The 16737-nt window shown below is 37.7% G+C and carries 17 protein-coding genes; 16 read left to right on the top strand and 1 reads right to left on the bottom strand.

The annotated features are described in order from the left end of the window. Nucleotides 1-19: 19 nt before the first annotated feature. From HMPREF3106_RS08665 to cls, 8 genes are all read left to right on the top strand, one after another. Nucleotides 20-976 (top strand): 3'-5' exoribonuclease YhaM family protein, encoded by a 957-nt coding sequence (locus HMPREF3106_RS08665; RefSeq protein ID WP_049555809.1) that lies wholly within the window; start codon nucleotides 20-22, stop codon nucleotides 974-976. Between the two features lie 88 nt (nucleotides 977-1064). Beyond that, nucleotides 1065-1589 (top strand): hypothetical protein, encoded by a 525-nt coding sequence (locus HMPREF3106_RS08660; protein WP_070445923.1) that lies wholly within the window; start codon nucleotides 1065-1067, stop codon nucleotides 1587-1589. Beyond that, nucleotides 1590-2036, top strand: coding sequence for an HIT family protein (locus HMPREF3106_RS08655; protein WP_070445920.1), 447 nt, complete (start codon nucleotides 1590-1592; stop codon nucleotides 2034-2036). A 143-nt stretch (nucleotides 2037-2179) separates the two neighbouring features. Further along, nucleotides 2180-3547 carry an FAD-dependent oxidoreductase gene (locus tag HMPREF3106_RS08650; protein ID WP_070445917.1) on the top strand — a complete coding sequence of 456 codons (1368 nt, stop codon included), beginning with the start codon at nucleotides 2180-2182 and terminating at the stop codon, nucleotides 3545-3547. A gap of 8 nt (nucleotides 3548-3555) precedes the next feature. Beyond that, nucleotides 3556-3972: an RrF2 family transcriptional regulator gene (locus HMPREF3106_RS08645; RefSeq protein WP_070445914.1), complete on the top strand. Its 417-nt coding sequence runs from the start codon at nucleotides 3556-3558 to the stop codon at nucleotides 3970-3972. Between the two features lie 247 nt (nucleotides 3973-4219). Further along, entirely contained in the window at nucleotides 4220-5893 is a 1674-nt protein-coding gene (locus tag HMPREF3106_RS08640; RefSeq protein WP_005605000.1) for a ribonuclease J, read from the top strand. Nucleotides 5894-5913: 20 nt separating this feature from the next. Beyond that, entirely contained in the window at nucleotides 5914-6519 is a 606-nt protein-coding gene (locus HMPREF3106_RS08635) for an energy-coupled thiamine transporter ThiT (RefSeq protein WP_005605001.1), read from the top strand. A gap of 63 nt (nucleotides 6520-6582) precedes the next feature. Beyond that, complete coding sequence (gene cls, locus HMPREF3106_RS08630; RefSeq protein WP_070445911.1) at nucleotides 6583-8043, top strand: cardiolipin synthase; 1461 nt, start codon at nucleotides 6583-6585, stop codon at nucleotides 8041-8043. 246 nt (nucleotides 8044-8289) lie between these two features. Here cls and HMPREF3106_RS08625 read toward each other — a convergent pair whose 3' ends face one another. Beyond that, entirely contained in the window at nucleotides 8290-8634 is a 345-nt protein-coding gene (locus tag HMPREF3106_RS08625; protein ID WP_005605005.1) for a hypothetical protein, read from the bottom strand. Nucleotides 8635-8863: 229 nt separating this feature from the next. Between HMPREF3106_RS08625 and HMPREF3106_RS08620 the strand changes: the two genes are divergently transcribed. The 8 genes from HMPREF3106_RS08620 to HMPREF3106_RS08585 are packed head-to-tail and all read left to right on the top strand — an operon-like array spanning nucleotide 8864 to nucleotide 16736. Next, nucleotides 8864-9190, top strand: coding sequence for a hypothetical protein (locus tag HMPREF3106_RS08620; protein WP_070445909.1), 327 nt, complete (start codon nucleotides 8864-8866; stop codon nucleotides 9188-9190). Beyond that, nucleotides 9177-11141, top strand: coding sequence for a V-type ATP synthase subunit I (locus HMPREF3106_RS08615; RefSeq protein WP_070445906.1), 1965 nt, complete (start codon nucleotides 9177-9179; stop codon nucleotides 11139-11141). The genes HMPREF3106_RS08620 and HMPREF3106_RS08615 overlap by 14 nt, the downstream gene beginning before the upstream one ends. Before the next feature lie 17 nt (nucleotides 11142-11158). Next, entirely contained in the window at nucleotides 11159-11641 is a 483-nt protein-coding gene (locus HMPREF3106_RS08610) for a V-type ATP synthase subunit K (protein ID WP_005605008.1), read from the top strand. A 14-nt stretch (nucleotides 11642-11655) separates the two neighbouring features. Further along, entirely contained in the window at nucleotides 11656-12240 is a 585-nt protein-coding gene (locus HMPREF3106_RS08605; protein WP_070445903.1) for a hypothetical protein, read from the top strand. A gap of 11 nt (nucleotides 12241-12251) precedes the next feature. Then, nucleotides 12252-13253 (top strand): V-type ATPase subunit, encoded by a 1002-nt coding sequence (locus HMPREF3106_RS08600; protein WP_070445900.1) that lies wholly within the window; start codon nucleotides 12252-12254, stop codon nucleotides 13251-13253. Next, nucleotides 13243-13554 (top strand): V-type ATP synthase subunit F, encoded by a 312-nt coding sequence (locus HMPREF3106_RS08595; protein ID WP_070436861.1) that lies wholly within the window; start codon nucleotides 13243-13245, stop codon nucleotides 13552-13554. The genes HMPREF3106_RS08600 and HMPREF3106_RS08595 overlap by 11 nt, the downstream gene beginning before the upstream one ends. A gap of 31 nt (nucleotides 13555-13585) precedes the next feature. Further along, entirely contained in the window at nucleotides 13586-15367 is a 1782-nt protein-coding gene (locus tag HMPREF3106_RS08590) for a V-type ATP synthase subunit A (protein WP_070445898.1), read from the top strand. After that, a complete protein-coding gene (locus HMPREF3106_RS08585) occupies nucleotides 15360-16736 on the top strand; it encodes a V-type ATP synthase subunit B (protein ID WP_005605013.1) in 1377 nt (458 codons plus the stop codon). The genes HMPREF3106_RS08590 and HMPREF3106_RS08585 overlap by 8 nt, the downstream gene beginning before the upstream one ends. Nucleotide 16737: the final 1 nt, after the last annotated feature.

Below are 16737 nucleotides of genomic sequence, written 5' to 3'. Positions count from 1 at the left end.
AGAGAAAGAGGGTCAATTTATGACAAAGAAATTATATGAATATAATGTAGATGACAGCTTTGAGATTTTCCTACTTATTAAATCTGCGGACGTACGAATGGCAAAAAATGGGAAACCTTTTATTGCGTTTACCTTCCAAGATCAGTCTGGTCAAATGGATGGAAAGTACTGGTCCGCAACCTCTGAAGATATTGAAAAATATGTTCCAGGAAAAGTGGTTCTTTTAAATGGAAAACGGGAACTATACAATAATTCTCCGCAAGTCAAAATTGTGAGTCTTCGTCTAACGGATGCGTCAAAAGGAGAGCCGACTTCTGCAAGCTACTTTGTAGAACACGCTCCGATGACGAAACAAGAAATGGAAGAAGAATTCAATCAATTAATGTTTGAGATTACAAATCCGTATTTTAGAAGAATTGTCCATAATATTCTAGGGAAATATCAAGAAGCCTTTTTTGAATATCCAGCAGCTAAACGTCATCATCACGCCTTTGTAGGAGGGCTAAGTTACCATACATTATCCATGTTGCGTTTAGCTAAATCGATTGCAGGTCAATATCCTCAAATCAATCGTTCACTATTATTTGCGGGCGTTATTATTCATGATATCGGCAAAACCATGGAACTATCAGGGGCTATTGGAACAGAGTATACCTTGAAAGGGAACTTACTCGGGCATATCGTGATTATGGACGAAGAGATTACAAAAGCTTGCGAAGAACTAGGAATTGACGAAAATCAAGAAGAAGTTCTCTTGTTGAAACATTTAGTGTTAGCACATCATGGAAAGTTAGAATACGGGTCTCCAGTTCGACCACAACTACTTGAAGCTGAGGTACTGCACCATATCGACTTATTAGATGCGACGATTACAATGATGTCGAATGCACTCGATAAAACAGAACCAGGAGCATTCTCAGAACGCGTATTTGGTTTAGATAACCGCTCATTTTATAAACCATTATCCAATGAGTAAGAAAATAGTTCGATAGTATGCGCAAATTAAGAAGCCATCACTATTATTAGCAAAACTCCAACCGACATTCATTTAATCGAGGTGTGAAATGAAAACATTGGGTTCAAAAAGACTATTTAAATTGATTTTACAGTTTGCGATAGGCCTTGTATTACTGGGGCTTCTATGGGTTTTGTTTAGTTTTATTCGTCCAAAATATAATGATGATGCTTTGTTTTCTTATGAAATCATCAATCAATCAAATCAGAATATAGAAGAATTGATTATTGGTGAATATTCTGAGAACGACATTAACTCTCCAGAGGATCGAGTGTATTTAAAAAAATTAGCAGCTCATTCTAGAACAAAAGGAGCAGTAGACATTTCTAAATCAGAAAGAAGTGTTTCTCCGTTCTATTTAGATTATGTATATCAAGGGAAAAGGAAAACGTTGCTAAAAACGGTATCGGTTGAAACTAGGCCAAAAGGACTTCATATCACTATCACTATTAAGGATGTGGATAATGAAGGCTACATGACGGGGACTACCGAAATTAATTCATTTATTTTTGAAAAAAGAGAATTTACTCCAGACAGTATAAAAAGAGCTGAGAAAGCTATAGGGGGTAAGTAAATGTGTCTCATTTGTGAGCGGATTGAATTGATCAAACAAGGAAGAAATCCGCATTTTGTTAAAGAACTTGAAACAGGTTATGTAGTGATAGGGGATGGACAGTATTTTAAAGGATACACCTTGTTCCTTGCAAAAAAACACGTAACGGAATTGCATCTAATGGAACCAGAAGAAAAACTTAAATTTCTCGAAGAAATGAGTATTGTGCAAGAAGCTGTTGCAAAGGCATTTCATGCGGAAAAAATGAATATCGAATTACTGGGAAATGGAGATGCGCATGTCCATTGGCATCTATTTCCAAGAAAATCAGGAGATATGAAGGATTATGGTCATAATGGTCGAGGTCCTGTGTGGTGGGTTCCTTGGGATGAAATGTCATCTGAGGAGTATCAACCAAAAGGCGAAGCGTTAGAGCAATTAGTGACCCAATTAAAATCTTTTTTATAAACGTTTATGAGGAAGGCATCTACGTCATGTAGGTGCCTTTTAAATTTTTTTCAAAACTGTGAGCAGATTCTTTTGAAATTTTTGGAAAACAGTGTATACTCCAAAGTGTAATAAAAATAATTACAGTTAGAAAGGTGATTTATATGACAACTTCAGTGAAAAATATTATTATCGGATTCGGTAAAGCTGGAAAGACTTTAGCCGGTTATTTAGGAAGTCAAGGAGAAGAAACAATCCTTATTGAAAAATCAAAAGCAATGTACGGAGGTACTTGTATTAATGTTGGATGTATTCCAACTAAAAAATTAGCGACAAAAGCTGCTCGTAAACAATATTCAACAGAAGAAGCAAGTACTTATTATGCAAAGAGCGTTCAAGAGAAAAAGGCTTTAATTTCTGCATTAAACCAAGCGAACTACAATAAAGTAGATTCTGTTGAAAAAACAACCATTATTGACGGAACTGCTCGTTTTGTGGATGACCATACTGTAGCTGTAGAGACTGCAGAAGGAGAAAAATTATTTAAAGCAGAACGTATTTTTATTAATACAGGTGCTACACCATTTGTTCCACCAGTAGAAGGGTTAACGATTGGAGGAAATATTCATACTAGCGAAACAATTATGGATGTGGAAGAATATCCTGAGAGCCTAGTCATCATTGGTAGTGGATTTATTGGATTAGAATTTGCGGCAACTTATGCTCAATTCGGGACAAAAGTGACCGTAGTGGATGTCTTTGATACATTCTTACCTCGTGAAGATGATGATGTATCTTCAGCTGTTAAAGAGCAATTGGAGTCATTAGGGATTTCCTTTAACTTAGGAATTCAATTAAAAAATGTTCACCAAGAAGATGGAAAAGTAATCATTCAAGCGGTAACGGGAGAAGGAACACCTTTAGCCTTTACTACAGATGCGGTTTTAGTAGCAACAGGACGTCGTGCAAATATTCAAGGATTAGATTTAGATAAAGCAGGAGTGACTGTAAGCGAACGTGGTACGATTCAAGTAAATGAATTTTTACAAACAAATGTCCCTCATATCTTTGCAATGGGTGATGTGAACGGTGGACCACAATTCACATTCGTATCATTAGATGATTTCCGTATCGTTAAACGCTTCTTAGCAGGGGATACAAGCTATTCAACGAAACAACGTGCGAAATTCCCTACAGCAACGTTCATTAACCCACCTTTAGCAAGCGTTGGTTTAAATGAAAAACAAGCAAAAGAAGCTGGTATCGAAGTGAAAGTTGCCAAACTCCCTGCAATGGCGATTCCAAAAGCTAAAATTATTGGAAACCAAGTCGGATTCTATAAAGTGTTAGTGGACGCTTCAAATAACCAAATCGTTGGTGCAACATTATTTGCAGAAGAAGCACATGAAGTGATTAATATTATTGCAACTGCAATGAATGCAAACTTACCTTACACAGTTCTTCGCGATCAAATCTTTACACACCCAACAATGGCTGAAGCATTGAATGATGTATTCGGAATGATTCAATAGGTGATTTAATGGGAAATGACTTCATCGTAATGATTCATTGTCTAACCTATTTAGCGATTCATCATGATAATCGTTATTCCAGTAAAGAGCTGGCTTTTAACGCTTGTAGTAATCCGGCTATTGTCAGAAAGCTCATGAGTTTAGCTGTGAAAAAAGGATGGGTGAGTACAGCTGCTGGAAAACAGGGTGGATATCAATGGATTTCAGATCCCTCTACAATAAAATTAGGAGATATCTTTATACTCGTTTCTGAAGATGCGCGCCTAGAAAAAACGTTTAAAGACGCTTCAGACCCTTCTTGCCTAGTAAGTTCTCGAATGGGAAAAATTATGGGCAAACTACAAGAAGAACAAATCCAAGAACAAATTCGATTTTATAATCAAAAAACGATTCAAGATATGATTGACAAGGTACAAGAACAGTAAAAGGAAAGACCGAGAGTTTCTCGGTCTTTTTTGCTTTAACAAAGTAAGAAGCTTAGGACTTTTAAAAGGATTTTTTTTCGAATCGAAGGAATGAATGAAAGAGTTCTAATGCACACTAAAAGAGCATCGTGGAAGGACTTTGAAATTCGCAATATGTCGACAATTATGGTATTCTAAAAGAGCATATATGGTGGTGAAGTCCGCCTAAAAGAAATAATTGTAAATAAAAGAAAATGAGAGGTAAATCATGAGTTCAATTAAAATCATCGCACTAGGTGGCGTGAGAGAAAACGGTAAAAGTCTATATGCCGTTGAAGTTGAAGAAGACATCTTCGTGCTAGATTGCGGTTTAGTTTATCCGGAAGATGAATTACTAGGGATTGATGTTGTCATCCCAGACTTCAGTTATTTAGAAGAAAACAAAGAGAGAATTGCAGGGGTGTTTTTAACGCACGGACATGCCGATGCGGTAGGGGCATTACCTTATTTCTTACAAAATATTGATGCACCCGTTTTTGGTTCAAAATTAACGATTGCATTAGCGAAATACTATGTTGAATCTTCGAAATTAGTGAAAGGATTTAATGACTACCACGAAGTTACTGAAAATACAGAAATTGACTTTGCAAGTGCTACGATTAAATTCTTTAAAACAACCCATACGATTCCAGATTCATTGGCGATTGTGATTAAAACGAGCGAAGGAAATATCGTATATACAGGGGACTTCAAATTCGATCAAAGTGCTTCAGTGGAATATCAAACGAATTTTGGACGTATTACAGATGTTGGGGAAGACTATGTTCTTGCTCTATTAAGCGATTCAAGTGATGCGGAAAGTCCTGTTGAAAATGTCAGTGACCGTAAAATTGCTGAAGCGATGTTAGAAACTTTCCTAAATGCGCAAGGTCGTATTGTGGTAGCTTGTGTAGCAAGTAATATTTTACGGATTCAACAAGTCATCAATGCAGCATATGAATCTGGACGCAAAATTTTCCTAACAGGTTCAGAACTGGAAGAAATTGTTAATATCGCATTGAGTCTGAATAAATTAACAGTTCCTGATAAAGAATTGATTATTACTTTCAATCAAATGAAAAAATTACCAGATAATGAACTTGTCATTTTAGAAACTGGAAATGCTGGAGAGCCAATTAAAGCTCTTCAAAAAATGGCATTAGGACGTCATCGTCAGGTAAACTTGCATGAAGGAGATTTAGTGTATATTGCAACGACTCCTTCAGTTGCGATGGAAACTCAAATTGCTCGTACGAAGGATTTAATCTATCGTGCAGATGCGGAAGTGTTTGAAATGGCAAACAGTAAAAAAGCAAGTGGCCATGCAACTCCTAATGATTTGAAATTAATGATTAACTTGTTGCAACCAACCTTCTTCATTCCGGTTCAAGGGGAGTATCGTAGTTTATTAGCGCATGCGGAATTAGCGAATGAATTAGGAATTCCATATAAGAACATCTTCATTCCTGGAAAAGGGGATGTCGTAGAAATTGAAAATGGCCAAATGAATGCTTCTGGTCAAGTAGCAGCAGGAAATGTATTGGTCGACGGAATCGGCGTGGGCGATATTGGAAATATCGTTCTAAAAGATCGTAAAATTCTATCAGAAGACGGTGTTTTTGTTGCCGTTGTGACGATTTCTAGAAGACTAGGTAAGATTTTGAGTGGCCCTCAAATTATTTCACGTGGATTCGTATATATGAAAACAAGTGAGGAATTACTAACGGAAGCTCAAAAAATTGTAACAGATGTTGTTGAAGAAAACTTGGCAAGTGAAGATTTCGAATGGCCAAGATTAAAACAAGAGGTTCGTGATGCTCTTAGCCGTTATCTATTCGATAAAACGAAACGTCGTCCAGTCATTTTACCAATGATTATGGAAGCCTCTAATTATAAAAAATAACGATTTTTAAGGAGATTAGAATGAATTCAAAAGCAGTAAAAATCTTACTTGAAGTATTAGGAGCTGTTGTGGTTTCAGTAGCTCTATCCTATATCCCTCAAGAAAGCCTACCTTTCTTTGTGGATTTAGCGATTCTTCCATTAATTTTTGTGTCTCTAAGACAAGGATTAATTTGGGGAACGATTGCGAGTGTCCTCTTTGGATTACTCCATGTATTCTTACATCCAACAGGAGCAGGATTCCTCGTTGTTTCTCTACATGATTCCTTCATGGCCTATGGTTTTGTAGGTCTTTCAGGATTCTTTGCTAGAAACACGGTCCGTACAGCGTTTAATGCGCGTACGTCGTCTACTACATTAAATGTTGTAACAGCAAGTTTAATTGCAACTATTGTAAGTTATGGATTCCATGTGATTGCTACTGGAATTGGAGCTCCAACAGTGTTTTCTGCAGAAAAAGTGAGTTTAGCTCAAGGCGTTTTCGGATTTGGGACGAACTTTTTAGTGACGCTTGCTGTGACTTTACTCATCTTTGTAACACTTATTTACGTAAAAAGAGATGTTTATATTCCAAAAGGAACTCGCTTCTTATCACGTAGAGAACAATCTCATCTATTAAATGATTAATTAAAAATAAAAAGGCCTTGATTCGTCGTGGTCTTTTTTATTTAAATAAAGAAAGGAGAGCGTATGGAATTTATTACTTCATTCCTTTACCTCATCATTCTTGCGAATACGATTGGGGCAGTCATCACAGTGTTTAGGGAGCCCAGAGAAATTGCGGCTACTTGGGGCTGGCTTATTGTGCTTATCATGCTACCGATTATTGGATTTATTATCTATTTCTTTTTTGGAAGAAGAATTCGGAAAAAACGGATTTTTAATATGAAATCTCAAGAAACAGTTGGCCTTCAAGAATTGGTCGAACAGCAACAAAGAGATTTAGAAAGAACCAAAGAAAAAATAGGTGCTCCCAAGTTTCGTTTTAAAAATGAATATCAAGAAGATTTAGCTTCCTTCTTTTTAGAAACCGATGATGCCATTATTACAGAAAACAATGAAGTGACTCTGTACGTGTCAGGAGAAGATAAATTTGCTCAGTTAAAGGCAGATATTGAGCAGGCCCAACATCATATTCACCTTCAATATTACATTTTTAATGATGATACGATTGGGCATGAAATTATGGATCTTCTAATTGAAAAAGCACGAGAAGGAATTGAAGTGCTCGTCATTTATGACGCCCTAGGAGCTCGTACGACTAGACAGGGATTTTGGAAAAAACTGCATGATGCAGGTGGACATACGGTTGCCTTCTTTGGTTATTCGTTAGGATTCATTAACTGGCGTATCAATTACCGAAATCACCGTAAAATTGTTGTGATTGATGGAAAAATAGGGTATGTTGGTGGATTTAATATTGGTGATGAATATCTAGGAAAAGGAAAACTCGGGTATTGGAGAGATACTCACTTACGAATTGTGGGAGATGCGGTATATTCGCTACAATCACGATTTTTCATCGACTGGAATGCTGCCGTATATGAAGACAAACGAAGAGAGTTCATTCCTGAATATTTCCCCGTGGTAGAGTCAATGGGGCAAAATACGATTCAAGTCGTCTCAACAGGACCAGATGCTAGTTTACAAAAGATTAAATTAGGACTTATAAAGATGATTTCCATGGCAAAAAAATCTGTATGGATTCAAACCCCTTACTTCATTCCCGATGAAAGCGTTCAGGAAGCCTTATCGATTGCAGCCTTGTCTGGGGTGGATGTTCGCATTATGATTCCAAGTAAACCAGATCATCCGATTGTATACCGTGCAACAGAATTTTATGCTTCTCAAATTATTCAATCCGGAGTAAAGGTCTTTGTATACCAAAATGGATTTTTACATGCCAAAACAATGATCGTAGACGGAGAACTAGTGACGGTTGGAACGTCTAATTTTGATATGCGAAGTTTCCGATTAAATTTTGAAGTCAATGCGTTCATTTATAATGAAGAAGTCGCTAGACAAGTAGAAACAGACTTTCTAAAAGACTTACATAATTGTACAATTGCAACTAAAGATTATTTTGATAAACAATCCCGATGGAAAAAATTCAAACAAAAATTTGCACGCTTATTCGCCCCGATTTTATAAAAGGATACGAGGCATCGCGCTCAGAAATGGACCGTTGGAAAATCCTTCACAGTGCGAAGGATTTGGGGGTAAACAGTGCTCTTTAAATAATAATCCATTCTAAAAAATGATATAAAACTCTGATTTAGCAGTATTATTTTTTCCATTAAAAGTTTTGCAATATCGAATAAAAAAGGAACTCACAGTGTTTGTGAGTTCCTTTTTCAGTTTAACTGAAGTAGAAAAATACCATATATGGTATTTTTGTTAATCGATTTCCATGCAAGCAACGATTTGTTCTACATTGAGAATATGGGTAATCCCAGTTTCTTGCTCTAAGAAAACAAAGTGATTATTCATTTGGATAGGACTTTTAATCAATCCGTTTTTAGTAAAAGTAATCAAATTCCCAGCATTGTCATATTTTTCGAAGTGAAGAACAATCGGTGTCTTAAAATAATAACTATGGTGAATTTGTTCCACTACATCAATCAGTGGCATGATAGTTGGTTTAAAGAAGATGTCTCGTTCTTCATATTCTTCTTCAGAAACGTGTAATTTGTTTAATAATGGTTTGATAAATGATGTGAATGGTGTTTTGCGTTGTTCCATTTTCGATACCTCCGAACATTTGTTTGCATATTTATTATACGAACAAATGTTCTAAAAAGCAATGGAAAAGAAAAATTTTCAAAAAAAAGATGTGTTTCTTCCTATTTATAAAGTTTCATTTTGCCCGAGAATACTGGTAAATTATCGTTTGATACCTAGCAAAAGAAAGTTTATAATGGAAAGGAAAGCATTTTACTATTCGTGAAAACGAATGGATTGGAGGTGTCACATGAGTCAAGAGATTCTAAATTCTGTTTTAGCGATTGAATCTGAAGCGAAAGCGTTGAAGGAAAAATTCGACGAAAAGCTTTCTGAAACGAAAGCAGCAACAGATCAAAGAGTGAATGAAGCAAAATCGAATATGGAACAATCGTTAGAAGTTTACGTTAAGGAGTTGAAAGAAAAAAATCAACAAAAGAGAGTGGCTTTTGAAGCGAAAGTGAAAGAGGAAGAAAAAGCAGAAATTCATGCGTTAACAGAACGTTTCAATAATCTGAAGCAGGATTTAGTTCAGGATACTGTGAAGGAGGTGTTGAAGAGATATGGCGATAGCTAAAATGAATAAAGTCATGTTAATTGCTCCTACAGAAAAGCAAAATGACTTATTAGATGCTATTCAAGAATTACAATCTTTAGAAGTAACCTCGCTAGAACAGGCAAAAGAACTATTTATACAAAAATCCATCGTTTTAAAAGATGCTGATGAACAAGAAGTAAATACTCTTCAACAACAGTTCGAAGGAATTAATGCAGCGATTGCTTTTGTTGAAAAAAATCAAAAGCAACCTTCAATGATTCAAAAGTTAAAAATTGCAAGAGAACAGTTTACACTCTCTGAACTTCAAGAGGAAGTTTCAAAGTGGAATACGGATGAGCTCGTTCAACATGTTGAAAATATTCGTTCTTCTTTACGCAAAAAAGAGGATGAATTAAAAGAACTGAGAGAAAAAGAAACGCTGTTACGTAAGTGGAGTGTTCTTGATTTTTATCCAAAAGATATTTTCAAACATCCTTATACGAAGACAAAGATGGGTGTCATTCCTCAAGCAGTGGATAATGCATACTTAGAAATTTTGAAGAACAGTGAATTGATTTCTGTTCATGAAGTGTATCATACGCGTGAGGAAATCGGACTTCTTGTGACCTATCCAAGAAAGGCACAATTAGAAGCCAAAACAGAACTTGCTAAAGCACATTTCAGTATTGTATGGTACGCCTTTGAGGAAGCTCCTTCTATTGAGTTAAAGAAAAATCTGGAAACGCAAAAAGCCGTTGTTGAGGCTAAAAAGAAAGTGTTAGACGACTTACAAGAAGAAAAAGATCTTCTTCGCAAGTTACAGCTTTCTGCCGAAGTTACCTATAACGAATTACAAAAAGAACAAGCTAAAAATGAATTAGTGAATGGGGAACATGTCTTTGTTCTTCAAGGTTGGATGACGACTAAAGCAGTAGAAGAAGTAGAAATGCAATTAGAAGAAAAATTAGGTGAAGGAGAGTATGTTTTCCTTCCACTCGAAATTTCTAAAGAGGAGTACGAAGAAGTGCCAACGGTGTTAGAAAACAACGCCTTCTTACAACCATTCGAAAACCTAACAGAAATGTATGGATTACCAAAATACGGAGAATTAGATCCAACTCCTTATACTGCGCCATTCTATCTTGCATTCTTCGGAATGATGGCTGCGGACTTAGGATACGGAGCACTTCTCTGGTTAGGAACATTCATCATGTTGAAGTTCTTCCATTTTGATAAAGGAATGAAACGCAACTTGAAGTTCTTCCACTTATTAAGCTACCCCGTTATGATTTGGGGGATTATATTTGGATCAGCATTTGGTGCGGATTTACCATTCCAGCCACTATCACTCTCAAATGACCTTATTACGATTATGATCTTATCGATTATCTTCGGGGTTATTCAGATTATGGTCGGCTTATCACTTGGGGCTTACTCAAATCTAAAGAAAAAAGCATATGCCGATGCCTACACGAGTCATCTTGGATGGTTAGCCATTATTACAGGTATCATTCTTTATGTATTAGGCTCAATGGTACTCAATATTTCTTGGATTGCGACAATCGGTTCATCGATTGCGATTATCGCAGCCGTTGCGATTGTAGTCGTAACTGTCCTAACGAGCGAAAACAAGTGGGGAGGTTTAGCGAGCGGTCTATATAACTTGTACGGAATTAGTGGATACGTAGCAGACGTCGTGAGTTACACGCGTTTAATGGCTCTAGCTGTATCAGGGGGAAGTATCGCAAGTGCGTTCAATATGTTGGTAGGATTCCTTCCACCAGTTGCACGTTTTACAGCAGGTATCTTCTTAATCGTAGCCTTACAAGGGTTGAATATTTTCCTTTCATTCCTTGGAGCTTACGTTCACGGCTTACGTCTACAGTTCGTTGAATTCTTTGGTAAATTCTACGACGGTGGCGGACACGCATTAAAACCGTTCAAAACATATGAAAAATACGTTGATATGAAACAACAGAAATCAGAATAAATGGAGGAAATATAATTATGACAAACTGGTTAACATTTTTCGCTGAAAATGGTGGAGGTCAAATCTTTGCTGCTCTAGGGATGGCAATTGCCATTATCTTCTCAGGGATTGGATCATCGAAAGGGGTAGGGATTGCCGGTGAAGCAGCTGCTGCCTTAATTAAAGAACAACCTGAAAAATTCGTTCAAGCATTAATCTTACAACTATTACCTGGTACACAAGGGATCTACGGATTTATCGTTGCCTTCTTCATCATGATTAACATGTCAGCTTCAATGACTTTAGCAGCTGGTTTATACTTATTCATGGCAGCTTTACCAATCGCATTCACTGGTTTATTCTCAGGGATTGCCCAAGGTAAAGTAGCAGCAGCAGGTGTACAAATCTTAGCGAAAAAACCTGAAGAATCAACTAAAGGGATTATCTTTGCCGCAATGGTTGAAACTTACGCAATCTTAGGATTACTTGCTTCTATCTTAATTATCATTAACAAAGGTTAAGAGGAGGGGTATTCTTGAAAGATTTAGAGCAACTAAAACAACTTATTCTAGCGGATTTAGAAAAAGAATCAAAGCAGCGAATTGAGGTTGCTACTAAAGAACAAGAAGAACGTATCAATCAAATGAATGCACAATATTCGCAACAAGAAATGGCGAAGAAAACTGCATTAAAACAAGAAGCAAAATCACAATACGAAAAAGAGCAACAGACTATTTTGAACGCAAGTAAAAAAGAAGTCTTGCGCGTTAAACGTGAACTTCTTGAGAGTGTATTTGAGGACGTTCTACAAGTAATGTCTACCTGGAGCGGGGAAACATTACGTCTCTTTATCGAGTCAGCTATTCGCAAATTACCAAAACAACAACAAACAACACTTACTTTTGGAGAGGAAACTGTTTCTCGTTTGAGCGATGAAGACAAAACTGCGTTAACTTTGCAATTTAATTTTGTCCAAATCGACGCAGCAACTCTTCCAAAGAAAGCAGGATTTGTGTTGAAACAAGAAGGTATCGAATATAACTATTTATTCGAAGCATTAATTGAAGATTTAAAAGAAGAATATTCACCTATCTTAGCTAGAAAAGCATTCATTGGGTAAGGAGGGATGGAATGAATGATTTAGCCTATTCAGGAGTGAATACGACCGTTCGTATTCTTGAACAGCAATTACTGTCCAAGGAACAATTGAATGGGATTCTCGTATCTAAATCCTTACAACAAGCATTAGAAGCCTTGCAAAAGACAAGTTATGAGGTAGATGTACAAGAAGTTCTCGAATCAAGACAGTTCGATCCAGTCTTAGATGCCCATTTGAAGCGCAACTATGATGAGGTGTTAGAACTCATTCCGGATGCATCACTGCTTGATGTATTCTCGATTCGTTACACTTACCATAATTTAAAAGTTCTTCTGAAATCAAAGTTCTCTGGAAAAGACTTAAAGCATTTATGTGTTCCGTTAGGTCGTTATTCTTTCGAAACCTTAAATCAATTAGTCGAAACTCAAGATTCACTCGATGTACCAGATATTATGATTGAAGGTGTTCGTGAAGCGTATGCTGATTTTGAAAACTTTGGACGCCTAGAAGCTGCCGATGTATTTATGGATCGCTACTATTTCAAACATCTTCGACTCATCGACCGTACTATGAATCAAGAAGTCATCCATCAAATCGTGAACATTATGATTGATTTGGAGAATATCACTATCTTAATCCGTGCTGCAAAGCAAAAACAATCACGCTCATTCTTAATTGGGGTATTGTCTAGCGAAGGAACAGTCGATAAGACATTATTAATCGATGAAGTGCTTGAAAAGGGCACAGAGGCTCTTATTAACCTATATCGTCACGTTCCATACTATGACAAGATTGTTGCGATTTTAGAACAGGAAGAACATCCAGTCTTTGCATTGGAATTATTAAAAGAAGAATTGATTTATCACATTCTAGAAGAAGCGACTTTTGAACCATTTGGACCGCTGCCAAGTCTTGCGTATATTCATGCGTTAGAGATGGAAGTAAAAAACCTTCGTCTATTACTAGTAGGTGTGGACAATGAGTTTACTGAAGAACAATTAAGAGAAAGGATGCGACCAGTTTATGTCTCATAAAATTGCCGTAGTGGGCGACAAAGATTCCATCCTTCCTTTTAAAATTTTAGGGTTTGACGTGTATCCTTGCCATGAAGCGCAAAGTGCACGCAAGACGATTGATGAACTTGCTGGAGATCAATTTGGGATTATTTATGTAACGGAAGCTATTGCTAGTCAGATTCCGGAAACAATTCGTCGTTATGATGCAGAAATTTCACCAGCCATCATCCTTATTCCAAACCATAAAGGATCTTTAGGAATTGGAAAATCAAGAATTCAAGAAAATGTTGAAAAAGCGGTTGGACAAAACATCTTATAACCAACCAATTAAACCTAAGGGAGGTACCTCAGTGAAGATCGGAAGAATCGTAAAAGTATCAGGTCCTCTTGTGACTGCTGAAGGAATGGAAGATGCGAATATTCAAGATATTTGTCGTGTAGGTCATTTAGGCCTTATCGGTGAAATCATTGAAATGCGTAAAGATATCGCATCGATTCAAGTATATGAAGAAACTTCAGGAATTGGACCAGGAGAACCCGTCGAAACAACAGGGGAAGCATTATCTGTTGAATTGGCGCCAGGGATTGTATCTCAAATGTTTGATGGGATTCAACGTCCCCTCAATAAATTTAAAGAAGTATCACAAAGTGACTTCTTAGTCCGCGGTACAAATGTGGATCCACTTGACCGTGAAAAAGAGTGGGAATTCATTCCTACATTAGCTGTGGGTCAAGAAGTAGAAGCCGGAGACATTATCGGTTATGTACAAGAAACAAAAGTTGTACAACATAAAATCATGGTGCCTTACGGTGTGAAAGGTAAATTAGTAAAAGTGGAAGCTGGAAACTTCAAGATTGAAGATACAGTGTACCAAATCGAAACAGAATCAGGCGTACGTGATTTCAACTTAATCCAACGTTGGCCAGTACGTCGTGGTCGTCCTTATAAAGTAAAGAAAAATACGGAAGTTCCAATGTTAACAGGACAACGTGTTATCGATACTTTCTTCCCAGTAACAAAAGGGGGAGCAGCAGCTGTACCAGGACCATTCGGAGCTGGTAAAACAGTGGTGCAACACCAAATCGCAAAATGGGCAGACGTGGATATCGTGGTATACGTAGGTTGTGGAGAACGTGGAAACGAAATGACAGACGTATTGAATGAGTTCCCAGAATTGATTGACCCAACAACTGGCGAATCGATCATGGAACGTACCATCTTAATCGCAAACACTTCTAACATGCCTGTAGCGGCTCGTGAAGCGTCTATTTATACAGGTATCACGATTGCGGAATACTTCCGTGATATGGGATATAACGTAGCTATTATGGCGGACTCAACATCACGTTGGGCAGAAGCGCTTCGTGAAATGTCTGGACGTCTAGAAGAAATGCCAGGGGACGAAGGTTACCCAGCATACTTAGGAAGCCGTATCGCAGAATACTACGAACGTGCTGGACGTGTTGAAACATTAGGTAGCGATGGCCGTGAAGGTACCATTACAGCAATCGGTGCCGTATCACCTCCAGGGGGAGATACTTCAGAACCTGTTACACAAAATACATTGCGTGTAGCCAAAGTATTCTGGGGATTAGATGCAACATTGGCCCAAAAACGTCACTTCCCATCTATGAACTGGTTAACATCTTACTCATTGTATGATCCAGAAGTGGGTAAATACATGGACGAAAACGTACATGCAAACTGGTCTGAATATGTGCAACATGCCATGAACACTTTACAAGAAGAAGCAAGCTTAGAAGAAATCGTTCGTTTAGTTGGTCTTGAATCATTATCTGAACGTGACCGCCTAACGATGATGACCGCTAAAATGCTTCGTGAAGACTTCTTGCAACAAAATGCGTTTGACGATGTCGATACATTCACCTCTCGTGAAAAACAATATCGCATGTTAGAACTCATCTTAACATTTGAAAAAGAAGCGCGTCGTGCGATGAAACTCGGTTCATACTATGCTGAAATCATCGACGGAACAGAAGATGTGCGTGACCGTATCGCACGTTCAAAATATATTCCAGAATCTGAAATTGCTCGCTTCGATGAAATCAGAGAGCAAATTAAAACAGATATCGAAAAAACAATTCAACATGGAGGGATGACACATGCTTAAAGAGTATCGTACGATTAGTGAAGTTGTTGGCCCTTTAATGATGGTTGAACAAGTCGAAGGCGTTAAATATGATGAGTTGGTTGAAATCCAATTACAAAATGGTGAATTACGTCATGGACAAGTACTGGAAGTAAACGAAGATAAAGCAATGGTTCAAATTTTCGAAGGACCAAGCGGAATCAACATTCGTGACACAAAAGTACGTTTCCGCGGTAAACCATTATCATTAAACGTATCTGAAGACATGATTGGTCGTATTTTCGATGGGATGGGGAATGTCATGGATGACGGCCCAGAAATCCTTCCAGAAGCGACTTTAGACGTAAACGGACAAGCGATTAACCCAGTTTCCCGTGACTATCCGGATGAATTCATCCAAACAGGAATTTCTGCGATTGACCACTTGAACACTCTTGTTCGTGGACAAAAATTACCAGTATTCTCTGGTTCAGGGCTTCCTCACAAAGAGTTAGCAGCCCAAATCGCACGTCAAGCGACTGTATTAAATAGCGACGAAAAATTCGCGGTAGTATTTGCTGCAATGGGGATTACCTTCGACGAAGCAGAATACTTCATGGAAGATTTCCGTAAGACTGGGGCGATTGACCGTTCAGTCATGTTCCTAAACTTAGCCAGCGACCCAGCGATTGAACGTATTGCGACTCCAAAAATCGCATTAACAACAGCTGAGTACTTAGCCTTTGAAAAAGGAATGCATGTACTGGTTATCATGACAGACATGACCAACTATTGTGAAGCGCTTCGTGAAATTTCAGCGGCTCGTCGTGAAGTTCCAGGACGTCGTGGATATCCAGGTTACTTATATACAAACCTTTCTACTATTTACGAACGTGCAGGACGTATCGTTGGAAAACCAGGATCAGTAACGCAAATTCCAATCCTTTCAATGCCTGAAGATGATATTACTCACCCAATTCCTGACTTAACGGGATACATCACAGAAGGACAAATCATTTTGGACCGTGCTCTTGATAAACAAGGGATTCAACCTCCAATTAATGTACTACCTTCATTATCTCGTCTAAAAGATAAAGGTTCAGGTGAAGGAAAAACTCGTAAGGACCACGCACCAACGATGAACCAATTGTTCGCGGCTTATGCGACTGGTAAACAAGCCAAAGAACTTGCAGTTGTATTAGGAGAATCTGCATTATCAAAAACGGATAAGAAATATGTAGAATTCACAGAACGCTTTGAACGTGAATATGTTGGACAAGGTTTCTACACGAACCGTTCAATCCAAGAAACATTAGACCTTGGGTGGGAACTCTTATCAATCCTTCCACGTACGGAATTGAAACGGATTAAGGATGAGTTATTAGATGAATATCTTCCGGAAGGGGAGTGAT

Origin of the sequence: Granulicatella sp. HMSC31F03, from assembly GCF_001807725.1 — a bacterium.
Classification (GTDB): Bacteria; Bacillota; Bacilli; order Lactobacillales; family Aerococcaceae; genus Granulicatella; species Granulicatella adiacens.
This window is presented reverse-complemented; position numbering and strand designations above follow the sequence as displayed.